We start from the raw sequence: 20,713 nt of genomic DNA on the forward strand, positions 1-20,713 counted from the left end.
CCCGCATAGCATATTGAAAGATTAAGCTAGTGGCATTAAGAAACCTCTTATAGTTCTTTTTGAATATAATCATACTAACATCATTTAAGCGCACAATATGGTACATTTAATTATATACTTGCACGATAATTAAATTTATAAATGTGTAATATTTAAAAACTGAAGAGTATAATTAAGTATACAAAATCAATGTGAGGTGAACTTTATGGACAACGATGAATTATCATTAACAGTTAAAAGTATCGACGAAAATAAATTATCTACTGAACACCAAAATGCTTTAGCTGAACAATTAACAGAGATGTTTGATCCAAACGAACTAGAGACCAAGAGTATAGAACTACTAGAAAAAAATAAAAACAAGAAATTTGCTCCTGATGAACTAGCGTTAAAAATGATGGAACAGGATTTAAAAAAAACAGATAATAAATTAAAAAAACAGATTCTAAAACAATCTATAAAGATTCTAAAAAAAGAAATACACACAAAATAACTTTACTTATCTGGGGGAGATAACTTTGAATCCAAAAACCTTACTAAAACTTGGAATAACACTATACACGTTCATAAAAGCTGCTATAGAGTTTTTCGATAAAAACAAAGATGAACTACAAAAAGTAGCTCAAGTTGTAGCTAAAATGTATCAATTTGCAGCTAAAAAAGTCATAAAGAAGCGATTAATATAACCTAATTGCAAACAAATAGACCCTCAGAGAGTTAAGTCTGAGAGTCCATGAGTGATGTGGATTGATTAAGTCCACTTTTTAGGTGAAAAACCTTGACAAGTTTTAAACCTTAAGTCTAGCTATATATTATCATTCTCTATTAACATTGTCTAGTGTCTGCTATACTAACTATTGGCTACAACACAAGGTTGATTACCTTTAGTAAAGTTGTATGCTGAGAGGTGAAAGCCTTGATAGTTTTCTTAAGTCTAACTACTGAATTAGTAATCAAACTAGTTATTATTTATCTGGTTTTGAGTGCTAATAAGAGGTAGTTCATTAAGCGCTAGGGTATTTTATCCTAGTGCTTTTTTAATCTATTTTCAATTCATAATACTTCTTTACATTTTCTTCTCATTTTTACTCCTATTTAGCATTCTTTTTTGCTGCCTTTTTAAAAATTCAGGATTTTGTCCTCCCGTATCAATTCATAACTGGATTAAAGATGCAAAATCTGTTGAATTTGATGATAGAACTGAAGTTACGTCTAAAGAATTTAAACAATTACAAAAAGAAAACCAATGTTTCAAGGAAGAGTTGGAGATTTTAAAAGCACGAAAAAACGAGCGTGTAGTTAGAGAGAGCTTGGAAAAGTTCGATACGATAACGAAGGATATAATGTATGAATTGTATACGCGATAAAGTTGTGTGTGTGTATGCTTGGATGACTACATCTATCATTGGAAAAAAGCGGAGGTTAAGGTTTTTCGAGAAAGTCGCTGAAAAATTAGGCTTATGAAAGGGAGTTTTTAAGCAAAAAAATTATGAATTATGATATTGCATAAATAATTATTAAGATTGGATTATGTGATAAACTACTAGATTCGGTGTTGAAAAAAACGTAAATTAGAAAAAAGCAGAAATTTTACGAAAACGAACTTTTCCGCAAATTTCCGCTTGAAAAAGTTTTATTATGTATTTGTAGCCTAAGTAGCTACAAAAAGAACTAATAAGATTGGTAGAAAATGAAAAATAAGATAGATAGTCCATATAGACTAGCTATTTTTTTTGGAATCTTTATCTTGAGGTTGTAGACTTTTTAAAATTTTGTCATTTTGAGCTAGCAATACCCAATTTTGTTCAACTATAGCCCTTAAATATGCTGCAGTTGCTTTTTCGTTACCGTAGTCACTAGACATTATTCTTTTGCTATTTCTTAGGAGTTGTTCATCATCAAGTTCATTTAAAATATTTTTTACTTGCCATAGTGCATCATCATTCAATTCAGATAATCCTCTGTCTTCTAAAATACCTGTGATGTGCTTGTTGTTAAATAGCATATTTTTCACCTCCTGTATTATAGACTTACAAGTATATATTATCATGTAAGTGTAAATATTTTAAGTAATATGGTTAGATTGTTTATAAGCCGAAAATTTGACATAGAGATAGAGAATAATACTTTTTCGAGACATACTGTTGCACACTCAAAGTATGTCTCGAAAAAGTTTTCTATAGAGGATACGCTAAAATTAATCTCTTTGATCGCAGGAACATGTTTTCAGGATTAGGTAAACTAGATATATTATCGCTCTTTTAAGCATCCATTGTACTGCTTTTTATAACTATTTTTATCTAAAATCCATTGGTTTCCATACGTATGGTATTATAGTGGCTGTAAGGAGAAACAATGCTGTGACGATGAAAACGAGGGATTTTGTGAAACTGATTAAGACAAATGATTTTAAAAAGGTTTCGCAAACTGGTTTTCAGGCTAAGTTCGTTAAAGACGATAAAACGGCAATTTTCCCAATGTACGCAAGAGAGTTACCAAAAGGCATTGAATATTCCGTGAGAAAACAAGCAGGGCTTTGATGAGTCTTGTTTTGTATCCTTGATTTTAGAAAGGAGCTCATAATAAGGAAGATAATGCATGGGAAGTTTCATTCGCTAATTTTCCTGAAGCAATAACATTCGGTGAGACACCAGCTGATGCTTATAAGTATGGGAAAGTAGCTTTAATTTTGGCTTTAGATGGTAAAACTAACTTTCCTGGACCAGCGAAACTAAGGAATAATGTCGAGATTGATTCACAGAAATATGATGACTCTTTTCAACTTCCTTTTGAAGTTTCTAAATCTGAAATAAAGGGTTCTGTTAAATACGAAACGGTTAAGAAAAACACAACCATTCCAAAGTATTTGGCTGATGAAGCAGCTAAACGAAACATTAACTTTAGTCAAATATTAACAGAAGCTTTGAAAGAAAAGCTAGAAGTTTAGAAGGCAAGCTACTATAAATGTAAGGCAATCATGATAATTATGATTGTCTATTTTATACAAAAATTTAAAGGAATGACATTAGTGGATGAACTATAGCACACACAAGTTCAAGCACAAGCATAATAGATGGGAGAGTGATGAACGATGAGATAAAGATGAGTGATGTTTGCTATCGGATTAGTAATGATAATGCTGTACTTGAGATATACATCAAGAGAGAACAAGCAGTATGTTACTAAGAGTGCTCCTATCCTAGTATTTGGTACATAAATACTCAGACATTTGTGACATAATTAAATAGCTAGGATGGAAGCATTCTTCTGTTGAAAATATTTCTAGTAATTCCATTGCAAATCTATCAGCTTCTGACTCCATTTTATGCTTAGTTGTTCTATTAAGATAATAATTCTGTATTCCATCGTGTAAAACTAACTGTTCAAATTCATAAGCACAAATCGCTAGTTATGTATAAAAAGTAGAACAATGGTATATTGAACATAAGACATTAAGTGTTATTCAGATAATACTTTTTTTGTAAAGCTGCCTAATGTAGCGATAAAGTATAAATAAAAAATGTGAGGAGAAAAAATTATCAGAGATAAAAATACAGATTTACAATATCAACATATGATTGAGGGAAAACTTTATCATCAAGATAAAGTTCTGTTTGAACTCAACATGCAGGCACGCGATAAACTTTTTGATTATAATCATTTAAGATATCGTGATTTAGACAAACGTAAAGCAATACTGAATGATTTATTAGGTGAGGCTGGGGAAAATATTTTCATAGAATTACCATTACAGGTTGATTATGGATTTAATATTCACATAGGCAAAAATTTTTTTGGAAATAATAATCTTACAATGGCGGATGCTGCAAAAATAGTCATTGGTGACAATGTATTAATTGGCCCTTATACAGGTATTTATACTGGAGGTCATAGCATTGATCCAGAATTGAGAACTAAAGAAGGAGCAGAGTATGCTTTTCCAGTGACTATTGGTAATAATGTCTGGCTGGGGGCAAATGTTACTATTACGCCTGGCGTCACAATCGGTGATAATACAGTAATTGGTGCAGGGAGTGTTGTTACAAAAGATATTCCAGATAACGTTGTGGCATATGGAAATCCTGCCAAAGTGGCAAGAAAGGTCAACAATCAAGATAGTGAATATTATTTTAAAGGTCATAAAACTCCACAATATTTCATAGATAGATTAAAACGGGGCGAAACTTTCCATCGATAGGCACATATAAATTATGTCATTTATTTTTATAGTACTGTAAGTAAGTGTAAAAAATTTGGTTTTTAGAATACTTCTATTTTAGTCGTTTAGAAGGACAATCGAAGGTGTGATATAAGTCGGAGAAATCTGAGTATTAGCTTGAAACTACGAACATAGTGAGCACTTTGTTATGAGTAATTCTAAGTTAGATGGATGGAAGATTTTGATTTATCAAACATATTTATCCGTAATAATATAGAAGGGCTGAGGCAAAAGTTAAATTTTGACCCAGCCCGTGCTGCAGAAATTGGAAGTGTGTCTATTTTTATTTGGTACTATTGTATAATTGCTGGAACTATAATAAAAAAGGAATAACGAAGATGAATTTGAGAATAATCGATAAAGATGATGAACAAAGCTTACTTCTTCAAAATGAAGCTTTTGCTATTTTGGGGGAAATAAATATAAAGAGAAATAGTGGAAAATGGGATTACGAAATAGAAAAATATGATCAAAAGGATGTACGAAAACAAATTTTTCCAGATGAAAACTATAAATTAGAAGATATTAATAAAAACGGATTTGCTATTGGAGCTTTTGACAAGGGGAAAATTATTGGATTAGCAATTTTTAACGATCAGTGGAATAAATATTTGTACTTAGAAGACTTGAAAGTTAGTGAAAAATATAGACGAAAGAGAGTTGCCCACTTACTTCTAAAATTAGCAGAAAAAATAGCAAAAGAGAAAAAGTACAAGGGATTTTGGACCATAGGACAAAATAATAATGTTGCAGCCTGTATGTTTTATTTGAAATATGGTTTTGAAATTGGTGGATTGGATACTAAAGTCTATGATCATACTTCTCAAAATGGGAAACAAAACATACATTTTTATTATGATTTTCTCTAACAGGATTTGATAAGTATAATTAGCAATAACTATTAGGATAGCAACTAATTGTATAAAACAGTAATAAATGCTAGTTTAAAGGTAAAATAATTATTAACTCACGGAACGGGGCTGGGTCAAAAGTTAAATTTTGGTTCAGCTCTTCTATTTATTCCGAATAAACGTGTTTTATAAGTCAAAACCCTCCGTCTCACCTCGAATTACTCATAGCAAAGTACTCGCTATGTTCGCAATTTCGAGTTAATACTCAAATTTTCCCGATTTATGGCACACTCCTGAATCAAAATTCGATTTTTGAAATAATCCACTTCTCATTCTCTGGGATTCTAATTCTTAGGCGACCTAATATTTACTTTGAAAGTATTTAATTTATGGGCTTTGCAATTACAATTTAATTTGTTAATATTGGAAATAGTCTTGAAAAGAGTACAACTTTCATAGAGGAGAATAAGTAATGGCAAAAACAGTATATTTTGGAGCGGGTTGGTTTACTTCTACACAAAAAAGGTCTTATGAAATTGCAATGGAATCATTGAGAATTAATCCAAGTGTTGATTTGGAGCATTCATATGTTCCGCTGGATCACCAATATAAAAATATCCGTGTGGATGAACATCCCGAGTATCTTCATGACAAAGAATGGGCTATAGCGACGTTTAATGGTGACATTGTGGGAATAAAAAGTTCCGACATAGTATTGTTTACATATCTTCCGCTTCAAGAAGATATTGGTTGTGGAGTTGAATTAGGATATGCAAAAGCTATTAATAAATTCATAGTAGTTGCAATTCCAGATGAAGAATGGGGTAAACCTATTAACCTTATGTCATTTGGTACGGCCGACATATTTATTAAGTTGAGCGAATTAAAAAACTATGATTTTACAAAACCTGCATTTAATTATTATGAAGGTGCAGTTTATTAAAGAATGCTAAGTAAGGATAAAAAAGTATCTACTATTTTTACTTATAAAATTCAAGTGCAACTTTGATTTCGCAATAGATTGATAAAAGAAGTATTATTCAATCTATTAATCGAATAGAGAACCTTACCAGCCAAAGCAGAATTTTCAATTTCTGTTTTTTTTAATACGAATGACTTTTTATTTAAAAAGTCAGATAGGGGATGAAATTGAAGTTCTAATTTATTGAGATTTTCAACACGATAGAGATGGAAAAAGAACCCTTTGTCATTAGAAATGAATGCAACAATATCTTTTTCGTCAATGTAACTCAACTTATTATTTACAAATTTAGCTAGGCAAATAATATCATTACTTTTTAAGTATGGATTAGTACTTGTAGTTGTTACTGTGCTGTATTCTAGTTCAATATTAGTATATTTTTCATCAATAATACTGATAATTATATCTGAATTAGCCATTGTAAAACTCCTTTTTATGAAATAGCTGTATTTTTGGATGCAACACAATAAAATACGCAAAAAAATTGATGTTGACGGTAAAATCATCATAGCAAATGTTGTTTTCTCCAGTTTAGTACATCTATTTTGAACTGGCTAGAATATTCTAGATCCATAGACTTTGGCTTTAATCCATCTATGCCAAATTTTTTGAAACGATTGATCCAAATAAGAACAGTGTCTTCGTTAGCAATGGCATACTTTCGCGCTAATGTGGTAGAACTGATACCACTTAAATATTCGGTTACAACTTTTATTTTGAAGTTCAAATTAAATTTTATTATAGTAAACCCCCAAGATTGGATTTATGTCCAATCTTGGGGGTTCACTTTACTTCTATATAATACATAACCTTTTTTTATAGTATAACTTATAAAAACTTAAACTCTTGTTGTTATCATAAAAAAAAGCGAGGGTGATAATATGGAATTTTTTAAAGCTATCAGAAACGCACTTTTACCATCTGTATTATTTTGGGCCGGGATATATCTGATAATAAAATTGTCAGTAGTAGTGATAAAGTAATTAGATTAGTTGAGAAATTAAAAGCTGTCAAAAAGATAATTGGCCTCCAAAGTCAGATTTTTCAACTTGGCTTTGGAGGTCAATTTTAAATAATAGCTTTATTCATGTCCATTATTGAGTAATTATATGATAGTCCTTTTTTGATTCACGGTTGTTTTTATACTGAATAATTAGGAATAGGCAGCCAATTAGCTGATTCTTTTCTGTTGTCCATAATACCAGAGATAGATGCCATATAACGAATTTATCAACATAATAATTTGAAGGACAAACATTGATGTTGATGCAGGACTGACAGTTTGTAGTTGATTATACCAGATAACAATATTGACCATATCTAGTGCAATCCATGCAATCCATTGTGAACGATAGCCGTATGTCATCAGAACTTGTCCCACAATACCGAGAGGTAAAAGAGTGGCATCTAAGTAAATTTGAGTCCCATTTAGTTTCTTGCTGAAAAAGAGAACTAAGAAATAGATGAGAAAAGTTACAACTAACCAGAATAATCCTTTCAACCATGAAAAACTGCGGGATGTCAGTTCATCTTTACTTGTTTGCTTATTGATTTGACTATGCCAAACATATAAGCCGACAAATTGCATTATTAAATAAAATGACTGTGAGGCAATGTCACCAATCAAGCGATTGTTAATTGCAATTATCAGCCAAACTATACAGCCAAGTACGCCCCAACTATAGTTAGTCAAGCGTCCTTGATCAACAAGAATCAGGTTTAGTACCACTGCAATGCCTGTTATTAAGCCAATCCAGCCGGAAAAAGTATAATCGCTGCCAAAAATAAAAGAGATGATTGTTGCGATTAGCATGATACTCATCATGATTTTGGTGGTTCTACGTAAAGTTTTAAGCTCTAAAATATTTCTTTGAAGATTAAAGACTTGTACGAGTGCTTCAGAAAAATTATTGCTAAATTGTGAAAAAGGTGATAATGGTTTCTTAACGTTTTCCTTGTAAGCTTTTGAAATATTTTTCATATGAAGTCTCCTTATTTGTTTTTAGACAGCCGTGGTCGGACGCAACGCTGTTAGTCATATAAACTCTTAATAGATCTTACCCCTGTCTTGACATCTAGTCAATAACTTTTGAATTTGTACGATTTAATCTAATAGTTTACAATGGACTTTGAACTTATTTTACAATTGGCAATGGAGTTTAACTTGAGGAGGGTTTTTTTGAAAGAAGAAACAAGATTTATTCAAATTTTAGGGCGTATTGCGACTGTTCTTTCGGTTTTAATGTATGTTTCTTATGTCCCACAGATTCTGAGTAATTTGAATGGTCAATATGGTAATCCAATTCAGCCACTGGTTGCAGCAGTTAACTGCTTGTTTTGGTGTGTTTATGCTTATTTTAAGATGAACCGTGACTGGCCGGTATTTTTTGCAAATTTGCCAGGGATTTTTTTAGGAATTATTACTTTTGCTACAGCGTTGCATTAAAAACACTGCGTATAAGGATAAAAAGCTTGTGATTTTTTTCATTTTACACAACTTTTTTTATTTAATAGATTAAGATAAAATGAGGATATAAAGCAAATTGGTAAATTGTCGTTACAGATTAATTTGTTCACAGCTGATTTGCTTTAAGGTAGGCCTATGACATTCCCTATAGGTCTATTTTTAGCATAAAAAAAGAACCCCCCCAAAGCGTGAGTTCTAGTGTGTAGCTGATCTTCAAATATGGTACGTACTCACGCATTAAAAAGTTTCCCCATTTATTATTTTGAACTCTTGAGTTTATGACTTACAATTAGAGAATCTTTCTGCTTTTCAGAATGATTGACTTTGGTAATCTTGCGCTGTACTTTGTGAAAATCTAATGGTAATACTGAACTGCGACCATTCGTATTACTCAGCAAGTTAATTTTATTATAATCATTAGTAAATTTTTGTGGGTTATTTTTCTTTTTCTTGATTTTTATTGTTTTCAAAGTTTCTAGCTGGCGAATTTCTTTTTTAGTAGTATGGGGAGCATTAATGGAAGACCTATTTGAAGTCAATGGGACACTTAAAATGACAAATGGGAGTGCAATGACACAAATAACCAGTGGTCCCCAAGAAGTCTTTTTTAGATAAGCAGTGACTAAGAAAATGATAATACAAATAGAAATTGTAATGGCAAGTGTAAGTAATAATAAAGATAACATATTATCCTCCTGTTAAGATAGTTCTTTAATTCAATGATGAATGCTATTATGTGAGTTGTGTCAGCTAGCTAATAAAATTGTTTTGATAAAAAATAATGAGAGACATAACTTTTTCAACACACTATAATTCTACGACAAAATGTAATTAAATTATAGTATAAATTGCAATTATTCTCTATACAAAGTCGTAATAAAAACAGTTATGTCTTGCTTAAGTAATGAGTTTGGGCTTGAACCTGGTAACCCATTAGGAATTGGCAAGTTTAATTTTTTATAATAAGAAATCCATTCTGGTAATATTGATCCGCCAGAACCAAACGACATGGGTATTTGTGCGAAGAGGTTCGGATATAAGGCACAAACAAACTCAGAACAGTAGTAACCAGGTTGTTCTGCTATAAAGCTGTCATTATAGGGCTCCCCTAGTAATTTTTTCCCACGTCTTATCGCAGACTCGTGATTAGCTGTACTTCTTTTTAGTCGGTATACGTCAAGACTTTGCTGCTCAATTAGAAAGTCTGTCAAAGTTTCTCTAATGCATCCCTTTGCTGGTGTTGCGTGCAAGACAAAGAATCCAGCCAAACTGCGTTCTAAGATACCAACATGAGTGTAATTTTTATGAGCATTAAATTGAACTTCAATCTCACTAACTGTACTTTTAGCAATCATTTGTGATAAGTCATCGTTTGTGTCGGGAACAAAAAGTAAATCACCATTTTTTAGCGTATTTAATAATTGTTGTACGTTCATCTCATATAATTCCTTCATTAAAATATTATTCCAATTCTTGATTAACCATCGGTTTGATATCAGAGACAAGGATTCCATTATACTTGAACCAATCAAATCCATTACGATCCTTACCTTTTTCTTCATTAGGCAGAGTATGGTAGAAATCATAACAGCATATTGCTGCTCTAGAAAGTGTGTGTGCCTTTCCACAATGACATAAAACGTGATTTTTTTCATCTATTACTGTAACAACTATTTTGGAATCTTCCTTAAAAGTTAATTTTGCACCACTAGGAATGCTAAGATACTTAAAATTACGATTTGGACGTGTACCTATTTTTCTTTTTACGATTTTAAATGTTTTACCAGTCAGTTTTGCATTATATTCTTCTGGTCTGATAAATAAAGCATTTGTGTCATTAAAGGTCAACAATTCAAAAACACTCTTTACTTGATTGTAAGTCGCCTTGAAGAATTCTTTGGCTGAGCTTTCACGTTTGTCAGAGAGCGCCCTGTGTAAGATACGCTCAGCCTTTTTATAATTTTCAAGATATACTGCAAAAAGTAACAATGTAGGTTTGCCGTCTGGAATTCCGGTATCATTGAATTGTGCTAATCTGTGTTCAAGATTTTTTGTTTGGCCAACTTTGATGTATCCCGGAAATGATTTGTTTTCTAATGCATAGACAAAGCCGTAGTTTTCATATTTATTAGTTTCCATTTTATCAAGTCCCTTGGTTCTAAAATATTCAATATATGAAATAATTAGCAGCTTGTAAGTTTATAGGGTCGGTAACTAAGAAAATTTATGACTTTAAGCGTAAGATGAATTAGTACCTTGATCGACCAGAATTGTATTCCGTTAATTGGTTTTCAATATATTGGAAAATGTTAGATTGATTGATAATCATTATTTGAAGCTACCTAAATTGGGTATTATGAAGTACAGAGAGAAGTTTGCTGATGACAAAATCAAGTCAACTACTATCCAGTTAAGTCCACATGGAAAGGTTATACCCGACTAGTTTTTATTTTTACGGTTTTCAACTAGTACCTTGTCTTTACTGGTAAGCATACATAAGTTTGTTAAAGTTGTTTTTTCTACTCGCAAAATATCTCACCTCATTTTTTGCAATTATAACGCAGTAATTAGAATGGAATTCGACATATCCAGCGTTCATGCTAGAATATTGCTATAAATTGATAATTTATGAGAGGCAGATAAATAATAATGGAATATAAAAAAGCTAAAGAACTCACTGCTGTAGAAAAACGAGAAGTGACACACTTGATTGAAAAAGTACATGAATATGATGGTTCGAAAAAAGATCCATATTTAAGCAGTCAATTTAATTATTATCCACAAATGCCAACCTTTTTTTCAGCTAGAAGTGCTGGAAAATTAGTTGGCCTTATTATGCTTTATGCAGATGGAGATCACAATGAATCTGTTGATGTATTCATGACAGTTGCACCACAAAATAGACACCAAAAAATTGGGACAAGGCTGTGGCAAAATGCGTATCAAGTTTTACGCGAATTTGGCTATCAGAATTGGGAGTTTATTACAGAGAAGAGTTTTTTGGACAACAATCCAGATTTTTTGAATAATTGGGGCCTAATTGCTGATCCTGAACCAGAATATCAGATGAGGCTAAATAAGACTAAGCAAAAATTCACAGTTACACGAACAAATTTGAAAATTCGATTACTTGAGTTAGAAGATGTTCCAATGGTCATACCAATTTATACAGAGTCGTTTTCTGACTCCTCAGCAAAAGAGGCAGAAAAATATTTAAGAAAGGGTTTAGCGGATGAGGCTAATAAAAACTTTGTCTTAATATATGATAAAAAAATTGTTGGCTGTTGCGCTGTTGATATTAGTGCAAAGAATGAATATTACTTATATGGAATTTTTGTTGCAAAGAAATATCGCAAACAGGGATTCGCACGTACTCTTATTATTAAGATAATAGAAAGGTTCTCAACTAAAAATTTGGATAGCAGAGATTACGTTCTTGCAGTTGATGGTTCAAATTCGATAGCACTTCATTTATACAGAAGCATTGGATTTGAAGTGGAAACCGAAGTTTATTATTTATACGAAAAATAATAAACTTAAGAGTTATACTAGACAGTTTGAACTAAACATAATCCAGAACAAAAAAACTATTTAATGCAGGTAAAAAAGTTTCTGTCAATAATAATTCAAAGAAATAAAATTAAGTTATTTTGCTGCATTCAATGCCTGCTCTAAATCTACGATTAAATCATCTGCATCTTCAATTCCGATTGCCAAGCGGACAAGGTTGGGTGAAATACCACAAGCAAGAAGTTCTTTGGCTGATAATTCTGCATGCGACATTTTTGCTGGTAATTCGGCAAGGCTTTCAACTGCACCTAGGCTTACTGCTAATTGAAACAATTTCAAATTATTAACAAATTTGATAACATTAATATTTTGAACTTCAAATGATAGAACTGCACCGAAATCCTTGCATTCATTTTTTGCGACATCATGTTCAGGAGTTCCCACAATCCCTGGATAATTAATCTTCTTAATGTCATTTCTTTTTTGAAGAAAAACCACGATTTTTTGCGTATTTAATAATTGTCGATCTAAGCGCACACTAAGAGTTTGAATCCCTCTGCGAATTAAGTTCGAGTCTTCAGGGGAGAGAATCCCACCGATAGCATTTTGGGAAAAATATAACTTATCTGATAATTTTTTGCTTTTAGTAACCACAATTCCAGCAATTACATCTGAATGCCCTCCAAGATACTTTGTAGCAGAATGAATAACTATGTCTGCTCCGAGATTTAGTGGTTGTTGAAGATAGGGTGTTAAAAAAGTATTATCTACGATAACTAACAGGTTATTTTGCTGTGCAATCTCTGCAATAGCACGCACACTTGTGACGTGCAGAAGTGGATTTGTGATGGGTTCGAAATATATTGCTTTAGTATTAGGCTTAATAGCTGTTTTTACTGCGGCAGAATCTCGTGTGTCAACTGCGGTAAATTCAATATTCCAGCGCTTGAAGAATTGATTAAATAGTCGGAATGTTCCACCGTAGATCTGGTCTCCGATAACTACATGGTCTCCAGGTGAGAAGATTGAAAGTACCGCATGAATAGCTGCCATTCCAGATGAAAATGCGAAACCCCTATCTCCGTTTTCGAGCCGTGCGACTTGGTTTTCCAAAAATTCACGTGTTGGATTACCAGAACGAGCATAGTCCCAACGGACTGCAGATTCTGCATTGGGATAGGCATATGTGGTTGAAGTATAGATGGGTGGATTTACTGCTCCTGTTTTATTTTCCTTACAGGGTATTCCATGAACGAGATTGGTATTGAATTTACTCATTTAAAAGACTCCTTTATAGGGTCGGTAACTAAGAAAAATTATGATTTTAATCGTAAGATGAATTAGTGTTTTGACCGACCAGAATTGTATTCTGTTAATTGGTTTCCAGTATATTGGAACTGGATTTGGGCTAAACCTTAGTAATAGAGTGAACCGCTGTCGAATACTGAAATGTATGAGATAAGTTATGCTTGTTCTTAGAAGCTCGGTACTTTAGTGCTGACGTAAGTCACTTTAATGCGTTTTTTAATTCGACAATCAAATCATTGCTATTTTCGAGACCAGTTGAGAGACGCAGTAAGTTTTCAGTAATACCCAATTTTTCTCTTTGTTCAACCGACATATCATGGTGTGTTTGCTTTGCGGGTATTGTAACTAAAGATTCGATTCCACCTAGACTTTCTGCAAACGAAATGATTTTCAATCTGTCGAAGAAAGCTGCCATTTTTGACTGATCCTTTAGGTAAAAACTAATCATTCCACCTTCACCAGGATAAAGGACTTTTGATACAGCAGGTGACTTCGATAAAAACTTAACAATTTTCTGTGCATTTTCTGTATGCTGTTTCATTCTAAGTGGAAGTGTTTTGAGACTCCGCAAAAGCAGCCATGAATCAAAAGGATCAAGGACAGCACCCGTGGTATTGAAATTAAATGTCAAAGTTTCGGCAGTTTTTGTATCTTTGCAAATAACTGCACCACCAAGAAGATCATTATGACCAGAGAGATATTTAGTAGCACTGTGAACTACAATATCAGCTCCAAGATTAAGTGGCTTCTGGTAGATTGGAGTATAGAAAGTATTATCCACAATGATTTTTATCTTAGAATTGACTTTGTGAACGAGTGCAGCAATTTCTGCAATATCTGTTTTTTTCATCGTAGGATTTGAAGGTGTCTCAATCCAAAGTGCGACAGTTTTAGTAGTAATTTTTTTGATAAGTTCATCATTATCTATTCCGTTCCACTGTGTGAAGTTAAAGCCATAATGTTCACTGAGATGGTCAAAATAGCGGAATGTTCCACCATATAAGTCATCCGTTGAGATGATCTCGTCACCACTTTTAAAGAGAGAGAATACTAATTCAATTGCAGCCATTCCAGAACTTAAAGCAAACCCCTTGGCACCTTCTTCCAGCAATGCGAGTGTTTGTTCTAGTATTTTTCGTGTTGGATTAGCCATTCTTGAATAAGCGTATTGCTTTTCATAGTCAAAGTTGTCTACATCGGATAGTTTGCCATGACGAAAAGTCGATGAGAGATAGATCGGAGTTGCGACCGTTCCATAAGGATCCTCTTGGCTATGATTTCCGGCTTGGGCCAAAAGTGTTTCAATTTCATATTTTTTCAAATTAGTTATTCCTTTCTCAGGGCAGTTGATACTTTTGTTGCAATAATATTATCTAGCCATTGGCGATAGAAGCTATTAGCTGTTGAATTCCAAGTATTGATGGGAATATCATCCTTATCAAAATAATTATTTGGTTTGTGGGGTGCAAGTCCTGCAAGTGAATCACGCTTATATTCCTGCGCTAAGGTGTCAGTTTGATATTCTAAGTGACCTGTCAAGTAGGTTGAGTGTAATCGCTCATTTTGAATTAATACAGCTCCAATTTCAGTATTTCCAGCCAGAATTTTCCCGTCAATCGAATTACGTAATGGAATTGTGAAGTAGCGTGAATGCGGGATAATTAAATTGTTGGTTGTATAGACACCTGCAATTTTTTTAGTAAGTTGTTGTCCTTTGAAAATTCCATCGATCTCTCCTGCAGCGTATGCACTCCAACAAATGAAAAGACTTTGGTTCGCGTGGGTTTTACGCCAATTTATTATCTTTGAAAATTCATTCCAATAATCGACTGCAGTAAAATTCAAACGATCTAGTGGAGCCCCAGTAATGATCAATGCATCATAGTAGTTTGAGCTGACTTCATCAAAAGTTGCATATTTTTCTAATGATTCACGAGCATTGTTCTTTAAAGTATGTGTTTTGGGCAAGCAAAAGGTTAATGTGATATCTCTTCTTGAATTTTTCAGCAAAGAGACAAATTGGCGCTCGGTTTCTGCACGATCAGGCATTAAATTTATTAGTAATACTGCCAATGTTTCTGGGTGGCTAGTATTTGTATTTTTGGTAAATCCATTGGTAATATAAATTACAGCCATTTTAATGTGCCTCCTTTTTTGCTAGTTTTTCTCTAATTGTCGGCGTTTCACAGTTACAATTAGATTAAGATTCATGATAATGCACCGTATTTTTGAATAAAAAAAGCCCGCAGTCTAAAAATAAACTGCGGGACGACTTGTCGTGGTACCACCCGGTTTTAGCTAAAGAAGCTCTCAAACGCACAAAATAAAATCTATGCGTGAACACTATAACGGGTGTACCCGTGTAAGGTTTACTTCATACAACAGCTCACCTTACTCAAACTCCAAGACCATCTTCATATTTTTGCAATAACCGAATCTCAGCAAAATCGGCTTTCTGTAATATTGCTTAAATATTACTTATCTTTTCAACGTTAATTATTATTAACTAGGTTAAAACTAAATTAAAAAAAGGTCAAGCATTTTCTCAGATTGGAATTAAAATAATTAAGTCCATTTGGCATTTTTTTATAATCAACGGCTATTTAAAAATATAGTTTGTTGCTGCAAAGGATAACCTTTGTTCCATGAGCTGGGTCAAAAGTTAAATTTTGGTCTAGTTTCTCTATATTATTACGGATAAACATGGTTCTTAAGTCAAAATTTTCCGTCTAACTTCGAATTACTCATAGCAAAATTCTCACTATGTTCGCAATTTCTAATTGATACTAAAATTTTCCCGACTTATGGCACACTCCCTCCAAATTCCAAGATGATATTTATTTTTGATGAAACAAGGGTTTAAGGTTTTCTTTAAGTGCGGTATAATATAGGCTTGAATTACATATGCTGTTTCTGTAAAAGAACAGAGGTATACTGAAAGCGAGGATACGTCATAATGGCGCTATATATCTTTTTGATTTTTGCAATTATCTTACTGGATCAAATAGTAAAATTATTGGTAGTAAGTAACATTCCGCTGAATAGCAGTGTTCAACTTATTCCATCTACTTTATCAATAGCCCATATTCGTAATTATGGGGCGGCGTGGAATATTTTCACTGGGCAAAAATGGTTCTTATTTTTAATAACCGTGATTGCTCTAGGTGTGTTAGGTTATCTTTTTTTTAAGCTATGGAAGAATTGGGTGTATGCCCTTGGAATTAGTTTGATGATAGGTGGAACGCTAGGCAATTTCATTGATCGAATCAGAATAGGATATGTAGTTGATATGTTGCAACTTGATTTTATTAATTTTCCTATTTTTAATGTTGCCGATTCAGCGCTCTCTGTGGGTGTGCTGGTTATCATAATTGCCATGTTACGGGATGATAAGAATGACTGAAAAAAAAATAATTGGTACACAAAGAGGAAGACTTGACAAGACTTTGACCGAACTTTTTCCTGAATATTCTCGATCACAGCTAAAACAATGGTTGATTGAAAGGGCAATTTTAGTAAATTCACAGCCAGCGAAGCCCAGCTATAAAGTAAGAGAAAATGATCAAGTTGAACTAACTGTTCCTCCTGTCAAAGAAATTAGTGTCCAGCCAGAAAAGATTCCATTGGAAGTGGTGTACGAAGACGAAGACGTCCTAGTGATTAATAAGCCTCAAGGTATGGTAGTCCATCCGGCACCAGGTCATCCAGACAAGACACTGGTCAATGCTTTGTTGGCGCATAGTCCACTGTCGACAATCAATGGTGAATTCCGTCCCGGGATTGTTCATCGTATTGATAAAGACACTTCAGGGTTGTTAATGGTTGCTAAAAATGATCAGGCACATCGTAGTCTCGCGGCACAACTGAAAGCCAAGACAAATATTAGAGAGTATACTGCTTTGGTTCATGGTGTTATTAAAGAAGATAGTGGGAAGATTGATGCCCCGCTAGGACGATCACCAAAGGAACGCAAGAAGCAGGCAGTTGTTTCAGGTGGACGAAACGCAGTAACACATTTTTCTGTTATCAAACGCTACCATAATTACACGTTACTCAAGTGTATTTTGGAGACAGGACGGACTCATCAAATCAGAGTGCATTTAAAATATATTGGACATCCACTAGTTGGTGACCCGCTTTATGGTCCAACTAAAACGATTAAGGGTAATGGCCAGTTTTTACATGCTGGTAAGCTCGGGTTCAAGCATCCAAGAACTGGTAAAGAGTTGATTTTCGATGTGCCCTTACCAGAAATTTTTAGAAAAACATTGGACTATCTTGACAAACAAGATAATCTCTAGTAAATTAGTATCTAATCAAGGTCCTTTAAACATAGTCCCGTGAGGCTAAGAAGGCAGTGTCTTAATTGAACTCGGAATAAAGACAGAAGTCTACCACTTAGCCATTTGGCTAGGTGGCTTTTTTAATGGACAAATGACAAAAAGGAGAGGAAAAAATGGCTAAAGAAGTTGTTGATTCAATGGCAATGAAACGTGCTTTAACGCGAATGACTTATGAAATTATCGAAAAGAATAAGGGCATCGAGGACTTGGTAATTGTTGGTATTAAAACTCGAGGCATTTATCTCGCAAAGAGAATTGCACAACGTTTACAACAGCTTGAAGGGGCAAATGTTCCTGTCGGAGAACTCGATATTTCATTATATCGTGATGATCGTCACGATGCTGCGAGCAAGAATGAACCAATTGTTAATTCAGCAAAACTTGATTTTGATATTACTGAGAAACAAGTTATTTTAATTGATGATGTATTATTTACTGGACGTACGATTCGTGCAGCACTTGATGCATTGATGGATCAAGGTCGTCCCAAGAAAATTAATCTGGCAGTATTGGTTGATCGTGGACATCGTGAATTACCAATTCGTGCAGATTTTGTCGGTAAGAATATTCCTACATCACTTGACGAACAGATTTCTGTTGAGGTTGAGGAAATTGATGAAAAGGATTCAATCAAGATAGAAAAAATCTAATAGTTACGACCATTTAATTGACTCCAGAGAGAGCAAAAAGGTTGAAGAGCCAGCCCCTTAAATGAGGGACTTACCCTGACCTTATGCCGACCTGGATCAAGCAAGATTCAGGTTTTTTTGTATAGAAGGAGAATGAAGATGAATTTAAAGGAACAAAAGGAATTTAGGAACGATGAGGCTTTACTAGATATCAAAGATCGACCAAGTTTTGGTTATTGGCTGGTATTGTCGATTCAGCATTTATTTACAATGTTCGGGGCAACTGTCCTTGTACCGCTCTTAGTAGGAATTAATCCTAGTATTGCGTTGTTTAGTTCAGGAGTTGGAACCTTAGTTTATATAGTATGTACTAAGGCAAAAATTCCAGCGTATCTTGGTTCGAGTTTTGCCTTTATTGGAACAATGCAGGTACTAATGAAGACTGACGGATATCCTGCAGTTGCACAAGGTGCGATTTCAGCTGGACTAGTCTATCTAATTGTTTCCTTGATTGTCAGCCGTTTTGGTAGTAACTGGGTTAATAAAATTTTACCTCCAGTTGTTGTCGGACCAATCGTTATTGTTATTGGACTTTCAATTGCGACAACAGCAGCAACCAATGCAATGATGAATGGAACACATTATGACTTGAAATATTTTATAGTTGCAATCTGTACTTTATTAATAACAATTATTTTTAACATGTTTCTCAAAGGCTTTCCTAGTATGATTCCAGTATTACTTGGGATTGTCTGCGGTTATGTCTTAGCATTAGTTCTTGGGATTGTCGATTTCAAGTCGGTTGCGGAAGCAAAATGGTTTTCTCTGCCAGCCTTTGATGCAATGTTCGTCAACTATGATTTTAAGTGGTATCCGGCAGCAATTATCGGAATGGCTCCAATTGCTTTTGTAACAATGACTGAACATATGGGACATGTAATGGTTTTGAATAAATTAACCAAGCGGAATTTCTTCGAAGATCCAGGGCTACACCGCACGCTTTTTGGAGATGGACTATCATCAATTATTGCAGGGCTTGTTGGGGGACCTCCTACAACCTCATACGGTGAAAATATTGGAGTACTCGCAATGACAAAAGTTCACAGTATCTGGGTACTTGGTGGAGCAGCAAGCTTTGCAGTTTTGTTCAGCTTTATAGGCAAGATCAGTGCATTAATACATTCAATTCCAAGTCCAGTAATTGGCGGAATTAGCTTCTTGTTATTTGGAATGATTGCATCGAATGGCTTGAGAATCTTGGTAGACAATAAAGTAAACTATGAATTAAAGCGAAATTTGATTATTACATCAGTTATCCTAGTTATTGGAATTGGTGGAACTTACTTGCAATTAGGAAGCTTCCAATTGACAAGTATCGCGTTAGCAACAGTCTTTGGCATAATTTTGAATTTGGTTCTTCCTGAGAAAGCAGTAAGCGAAAGGTAGGAGATAAGGAATGTTAGAGCTAGAAAGTCACGTGAAGTTGCAGCATTTTGTAACAGTCAAGGAGCTACATGATGATCAGGTTCGGGCGTTGATTGAACGTGCAATTTATTTTAAGAATGGCGGAGCAATACCACAATTTGAACAACCTGTCTATGTCGTTAACATGTTTTTTGAGAACAGTACACGAACACATTGTAGTTTTGAGATGGCTGAACGTAAGCTAGGATTACAGATAATTCCGTTTGATCCTGCTGCCAGTTCGGTAAAAAAAGGCGAGACGCTCTATGACACATTGCTTTCCTTGAATGCGATTGGAGTTAATCTAGCAATTATGCGTCATCAGGAAAATGAATATTATAAAAAATTAATTGAACTTGAACCAATGCAAAAACTTGCGATTGGTGTGGTAAATGCGGGAGATGGTAGTGGGCAGCATCCTTCGCAGTCGTTACTGGATATGATGACAATCTATGAGCAATTTGGAACTTTTAAGAATATAAAGGTCGCAATTATCGGAGATTTGAGTAACTCTAGAGTGGCACGTAGCAATATGCAGTTATTAAAAAAACTCGGAGCACAAGTTTTTTTTGCAGGGCCAAGCTACTGGTATTCAAAAGAATTTGAAGAATATGGAGAGTATTTGGAAGTCGATAAATTGATTACGCAAGTGGATGTAGTGATGTTATTAAGAGTCCAGCATGAACGACATACTAAAGAAACAGGCTTTTCTGCTGTGCAGTACCATGAACAATATGGTTTAACACTTGAGCGCTATGGAAAAATGAAGAAAGATGCCATCATAATGCATCCCGGCCCAATAAACCGCGGGGTTGAGATTGCTTCAGAATTGGTTGAAGCACCTAAGTCAAGATTTGTTAAGCAAATGCAAAATGGTGTGTACATGCGGATGGCAATGCTTGAAGCAGTTATTGCAGGCAGACATTTGGGAGGACTCTAA

The 20,713-nt window shown here is 34.1% G+C and carries 24 protein-coding genes, 1 pseudogene and 1 other annotated feature; of the genes and pseudogenes, 15 read left to right on the plus strand and 10 right to left on the minus strand.

The features are described from left to right. Positions 1 to 205: 205 nt before the first annotated feature. The 3 genes and pseudogenes from FFX44_RS04190 to FFX44_RS04200 all read left to right on the plus strand — a co-directional run. Positions 206 to 493, plus strand: coding sequence for a hypothetical protein (locus tag FFX44_RS04190; protein ID WP_289978203.1), 288 nt, complete (start codon positions 206 to 208; stop codon positions 491 to 493). 25 nt (positions 494 to 518) lie between these two features. Next, positions 519 to 686 carry a hypothetical protein gene (locus FFX44_RS04195; RefSeq protein WP_289978204.1) on the plus strand — a complete coding sequence of 56 codons (168 nt, stop codon included), beginning with the start codon at positions 519 to 521 and terminating at the stop codon, positions 684 to 686. A gap of 456 nt (positions 687 to 1,142) precedes the next feature. Beyond that, positions 1,143 to 1,280 (plus strand): annotated as a pseudogene (locus FFX44_RS04200) (IS3 family transposase); the annotation flags it as partial. Positions 1,281 to 1,720: 440 nt separating this feature from the next. Here FFX44_RS04200 and FFX44_RS04205 read toward each other — a convergent pair. Continuing rightward, positions 1,721 to 2,005, minus strand: coding sequence for a hypothetical protein (locus FFX44_RS04205; RefSeq protein ID WP_289978205.1), 285 nt, complete (start codon positions 2,003 to 2,005; stop codon positions 1,721 to 1,723). Positions 2,006 to 2,366: 361 nt separating this feature from the next. Between FFX44_RS04205 and FFX44_RS04210 the strand changes: the two genes are divergently transcribed. From FFX44_RS04210 to FFX44_RS04230, 5 genes are all read left to right on the plus strand, one after another. Further along, a complete protein-coding gene (locus FFX44_RS04210) occupies positions 2,367 to 2,540 on the plus strand; it encodes a type II toxin-antitoxin system HicA family toxin (protein WP_289978652.1) in 174 nt (57 codons plus the stop codon). Positions 2,541 to 2,689: 149 nt separating this feature from the next. Then, complete coding sequence (locus FFX44_RS04215; RefSeq protein WP_289978207.1) at positions 2,690 to 2,947, plus strand: hypothetical protein; 258 nt, start codon at positions 2,690 to 2,692, stop codon at positions 2,945 to 2,947. A 627-nt stretch (positions 2,948 to 3,574) separates the two neighbouring features. Next, complete coding sequence (locus FFX44_RS04220) at positions 3,575 to 4,198, plus strand: sugar O-acetyltransferase (protein ID WP_289978208.1); 624 nt, start codon at positions 3,575 to 3,577, stop codon at positions 4,196 to 4,198. A 359-nt stretch (positions 4,199 to 4,557) separates the two neighbouring features. After that, entirely contained in the window at positions 4,558 to 5,088 is a 531-nt protein-coding gene (locus FFX44_RS04225; RefSeq protein WP_289978209.1) for a GNAT family N-acetyltransferase, read from the plus strand. Positions 5,089 to 5,542: 454 nt separating this feature from the next. Then, positions 5,543 to 6,013 carry a nucleoside 2-deoxyribosyltransferase gene (locus FFX44_RS04230; RefSeq protein ID WP_289978210.1) on the plus strand — a complete coding sequence of 157 codons (471 nt, stop codon included), beginning with the start codon at positions 5,543 to 5,545 and terminating at the stop codon, positions 6,011 to 6,013. 50 nt (positions 6,014 to 6,063) lie between these two features. On the opposite strand, the gene FFX44_RS04235 is transcribed toward FFX44_RS04230, so the two are convergent. The 3 genes from FFX44_RS04235 to pnuC all read right to left on the minus strand — a co-directional run bounded on the left by FFX44_RS04235 (position 6,064) and on the right by pnuC (position 8,033). Next, complete coding sequence (locus FFX44_RS04235) at positions 6,064 to 6,471, minus strand: S24/S26 family peptidase (protein WP_289978212.1); 408 nt, start codon at positions 6,469 to 6,471, stop codon at positions 6,064 to 6,066. An 86-nt stretch (positions 6,472 to 6,557) separates the two neighbouring features. After that, a complete protein-coding gene (locus FFX44_RS04240; protein WP_289978214.1) occupies positions 6,558 to 6,779 on the minus strand; it encodes a helix-turn-helix domain-containing protein in 222 nt (73 codons plus the stop codon). 444 nt (positions 6,780 to 7,223) lie between these two features. Next, complete coding sequence (pnuC, locus tag FFX44_RS04245; protein ID WP_289978217.1) at positions 7,224 to 8,033, minus strand: nicotinamide riboside transporter PnuC; 810 nt, start codon at positions 8,031 to 8,033, stop codon at positions 7,224 to 7,226. A gap of 198 nt (positions 8,034 to 8,231) precedes the next feature. Here pnuC and FFX44_RS04250 point away from each other — a divergent pair, with 198 nt between their 5' ends. Further along, positions 8,232 to 8,498 (plus strand): SemiSWEET family transporter, encoded by a 267-nt coding sequence (locus FFX44_RS04250; RefSeq protein ID WP_289978219.1) that lies wholly within the window; start codon positions 8,232 to 8,234, stop codon positions 8,496 to 8,498. A 278-nt stretch (positions 8,499 to 8,776) separates the two neighbouring features. On the opposite strand, the gene FFX44_RS04255 is transcribed toward FFX44_RS04250, so the two are convergent. The 3 genes from FFX44_RS04255 to FFX44_RS04265 all read right to left on the minus strand — a co-directional run bounded on the left by FFX44_RS04255 (position 8,777) and on the right by FFX44_RS04265 (position 10,658). Then, positions 8,777 to 9,205: a hypothetical protein gene (locus FFX44_RS04255; protein WP_289978221.1), complete on the minus strand. Its 429-nt coding sequence runs from the start codon at positions 9,203 to 9,205 to the stop codon at positions 8,777 to 8,779. 168 nt (positions 9,206 to 9,373) lie between these two features. Further along, positions 9,374 to 9,955 carry a YiiX/YebB-like N1pC/P60 family cysteine hydrolase gene (locus FFX44_RS04260; protein WP_289978224.1) on the minus strand — a complete coding sequence of 194 codons (582 nt, stop codon included), beginning with the start codon at positions 9,953 to 9,955 and terminating at the stop codon, positions 9,374 to 9,376. Positions 9,956 to 9,980: 25 nt separating this feature from the next. Further along, positions 9,981 to 10,658, minus strand: a complete 678-nt coding sequence (locus FFX44_RS04265) for a GIY-YIG nuclease family protein (RefSeq protein ID WP_289978225.1) — start codon at positions 10,656 to 10,658, stop codon at positions 9,981 to 9,983. A 510-nt stretch (positions 10,659 to 11,168) separates the two neighbouring features. Here FFX44_RS04265 and FFX44_RS04270 point away from each other — a divergent pair. Then, positions 11,169 to 12,050: a GNAT family N-acetyltransferase gene (locus FFX44_RS04270; RefSeq protein WP_289978226.1), complete on the plus strand. Its 882-nt coding sequence runs from the start codon at positions 11,169 to 11,171 to the stop codon at positions 12,048 to 12,050. 114 nt (positions 12,051 to 12,164) lie between these two features. Here FFX44_RS04270 and FFX44_RS04275 read toward each other — a convergent pair whose 3' ends face one another. The 3 genes from FFX44_RS04275 to FFX44_RS04285 all read right to left on the minus strand — a co-directional run bounded on the left by FFX44_RS04275 (position 12,165) and on the right by FFX44_RS04285 (position 15,473). Then, positions 12,165 to 13,307: a PLP-dependent aspartate aminotransferase family protein gene (locus FFX44_RS04275; RefSeq protein ID WP_289978227.1), complete on the minus strand. Its 1,143-nt coding sequence runs from the start codon at positions 13,305 to 13,307 to the stop codon at positions 12,165 to 12,167. Between the two features lie 229 nt (positions 13,308 to 13,536). Next, on the minus strand, positions 13,537 to 14,658 hold the full coding sequence (locus FFX44_RS04280; RefSeq protein WP_289978229.1) for a PLP-dependent aspartate aminotransferase family protein: 1,122 nt from the start codon (positions 14,656 to 14,658) through the stop codon (positions 13,537 to 13,539). Positions 14,659 to 14,663: 5 nt separating this feature from the next. After that, positions 14,664 to 15,473 carry a homoserine O-succinyltransferase gene (locus tag FFX44_RS04285; protein ID WP_289978231.1) on the minus strand — a complete coding sequence of 270 codons (810 nt, stop codon included), beginning with the start codon at positions 15,471 to 15,473 and terminating at the stop codon, positions 14,664 to 14,666. A gap of 125 nt (positions 15,474 to 15,598) precedes the next feature. Further along, positions 15,599 to 15,836 (minus strand) — a binding site (T-box leader). Positions 15,837 to 16,293: 457 nt separating this feature from the next. Here FFX44_RS04285 and lspA point away from each other — a divergent pair. From lspA to FFX44_RS04310, 5 genes are all read left to right on the plus strand, one after another. Then, positions 16,294 to 16,740, plus strand: coding sequence for a signal peptidase II (gene lspA / locus FFX44_RS04290; protein WP_289978234.1), 447 nt, complete (start codon positions 16,294 to 16,296; stop codon positions 16,738 to 16,740). After that, complete coding sequence (locus tag FFX44_RS04295) at positions 16,733 to 17,638, plus strand: RluA family pseudouridine synthase (protein WP_289978237.1); 906 nt, start codon at positions 16,733 to 16,735, stop codon at positions 17,636 to 17,638. The genes lspA and FFX44_RS04295 overlap by 8 nt, the downstream gene beginning before the upstream one ends. A gap of 155 nt (positions 17,639 to 17,793) precedes the next feature. Then, positions 17,794 to 18,330, plus strand: coding sequence for a bifunctional pyr operon transcriptional regulator/uracil phosphoribosyltransferase PyrR (pyrR, locus tag FFX44_RS04300; RefSeq protein WP_057869368.1), 537 nt, complete (start codon positions 17,794 to 17,796; stop codon positions 18,328 to 18,330). A 138-nt stretch (positions 18,331 to 18,468) separates the two neighbouring features. Continuing rightward, positions 18,469 to 19,755: a solute carrier family 23 protein gene (locus FFX44_RS04305; protein WP_289978242.1), complete on the plus strand. Its 1,287-nt coding sequence runs from the start codon at positions 18,469 to 18,471 to the stop codon at positions 19,753 to 19,755. A gap of 10 nt (positions 19,756 to 19,765) precedes the next feature. Next, positions 19,766 to 20,713 (plus strand): aspartate carbamoyltransferase catalytic subunit, encoded by a 948-nt coding sequence (locus FFX44_RS04310; RefSeq protein WP_289978243.1) that lies wholly within the window; start codon positions 19,766 to 19,768, stop codon positions 20,711 to 20,713.

This window comes from Lactobacillus sp. UCMA15818 (assembly GCF_030400225.1).
GTDB lineage: Bacteria > Bacillota > Bacilli > Lactobacillales > Lactobacillaceae > Liquorilactobacillus.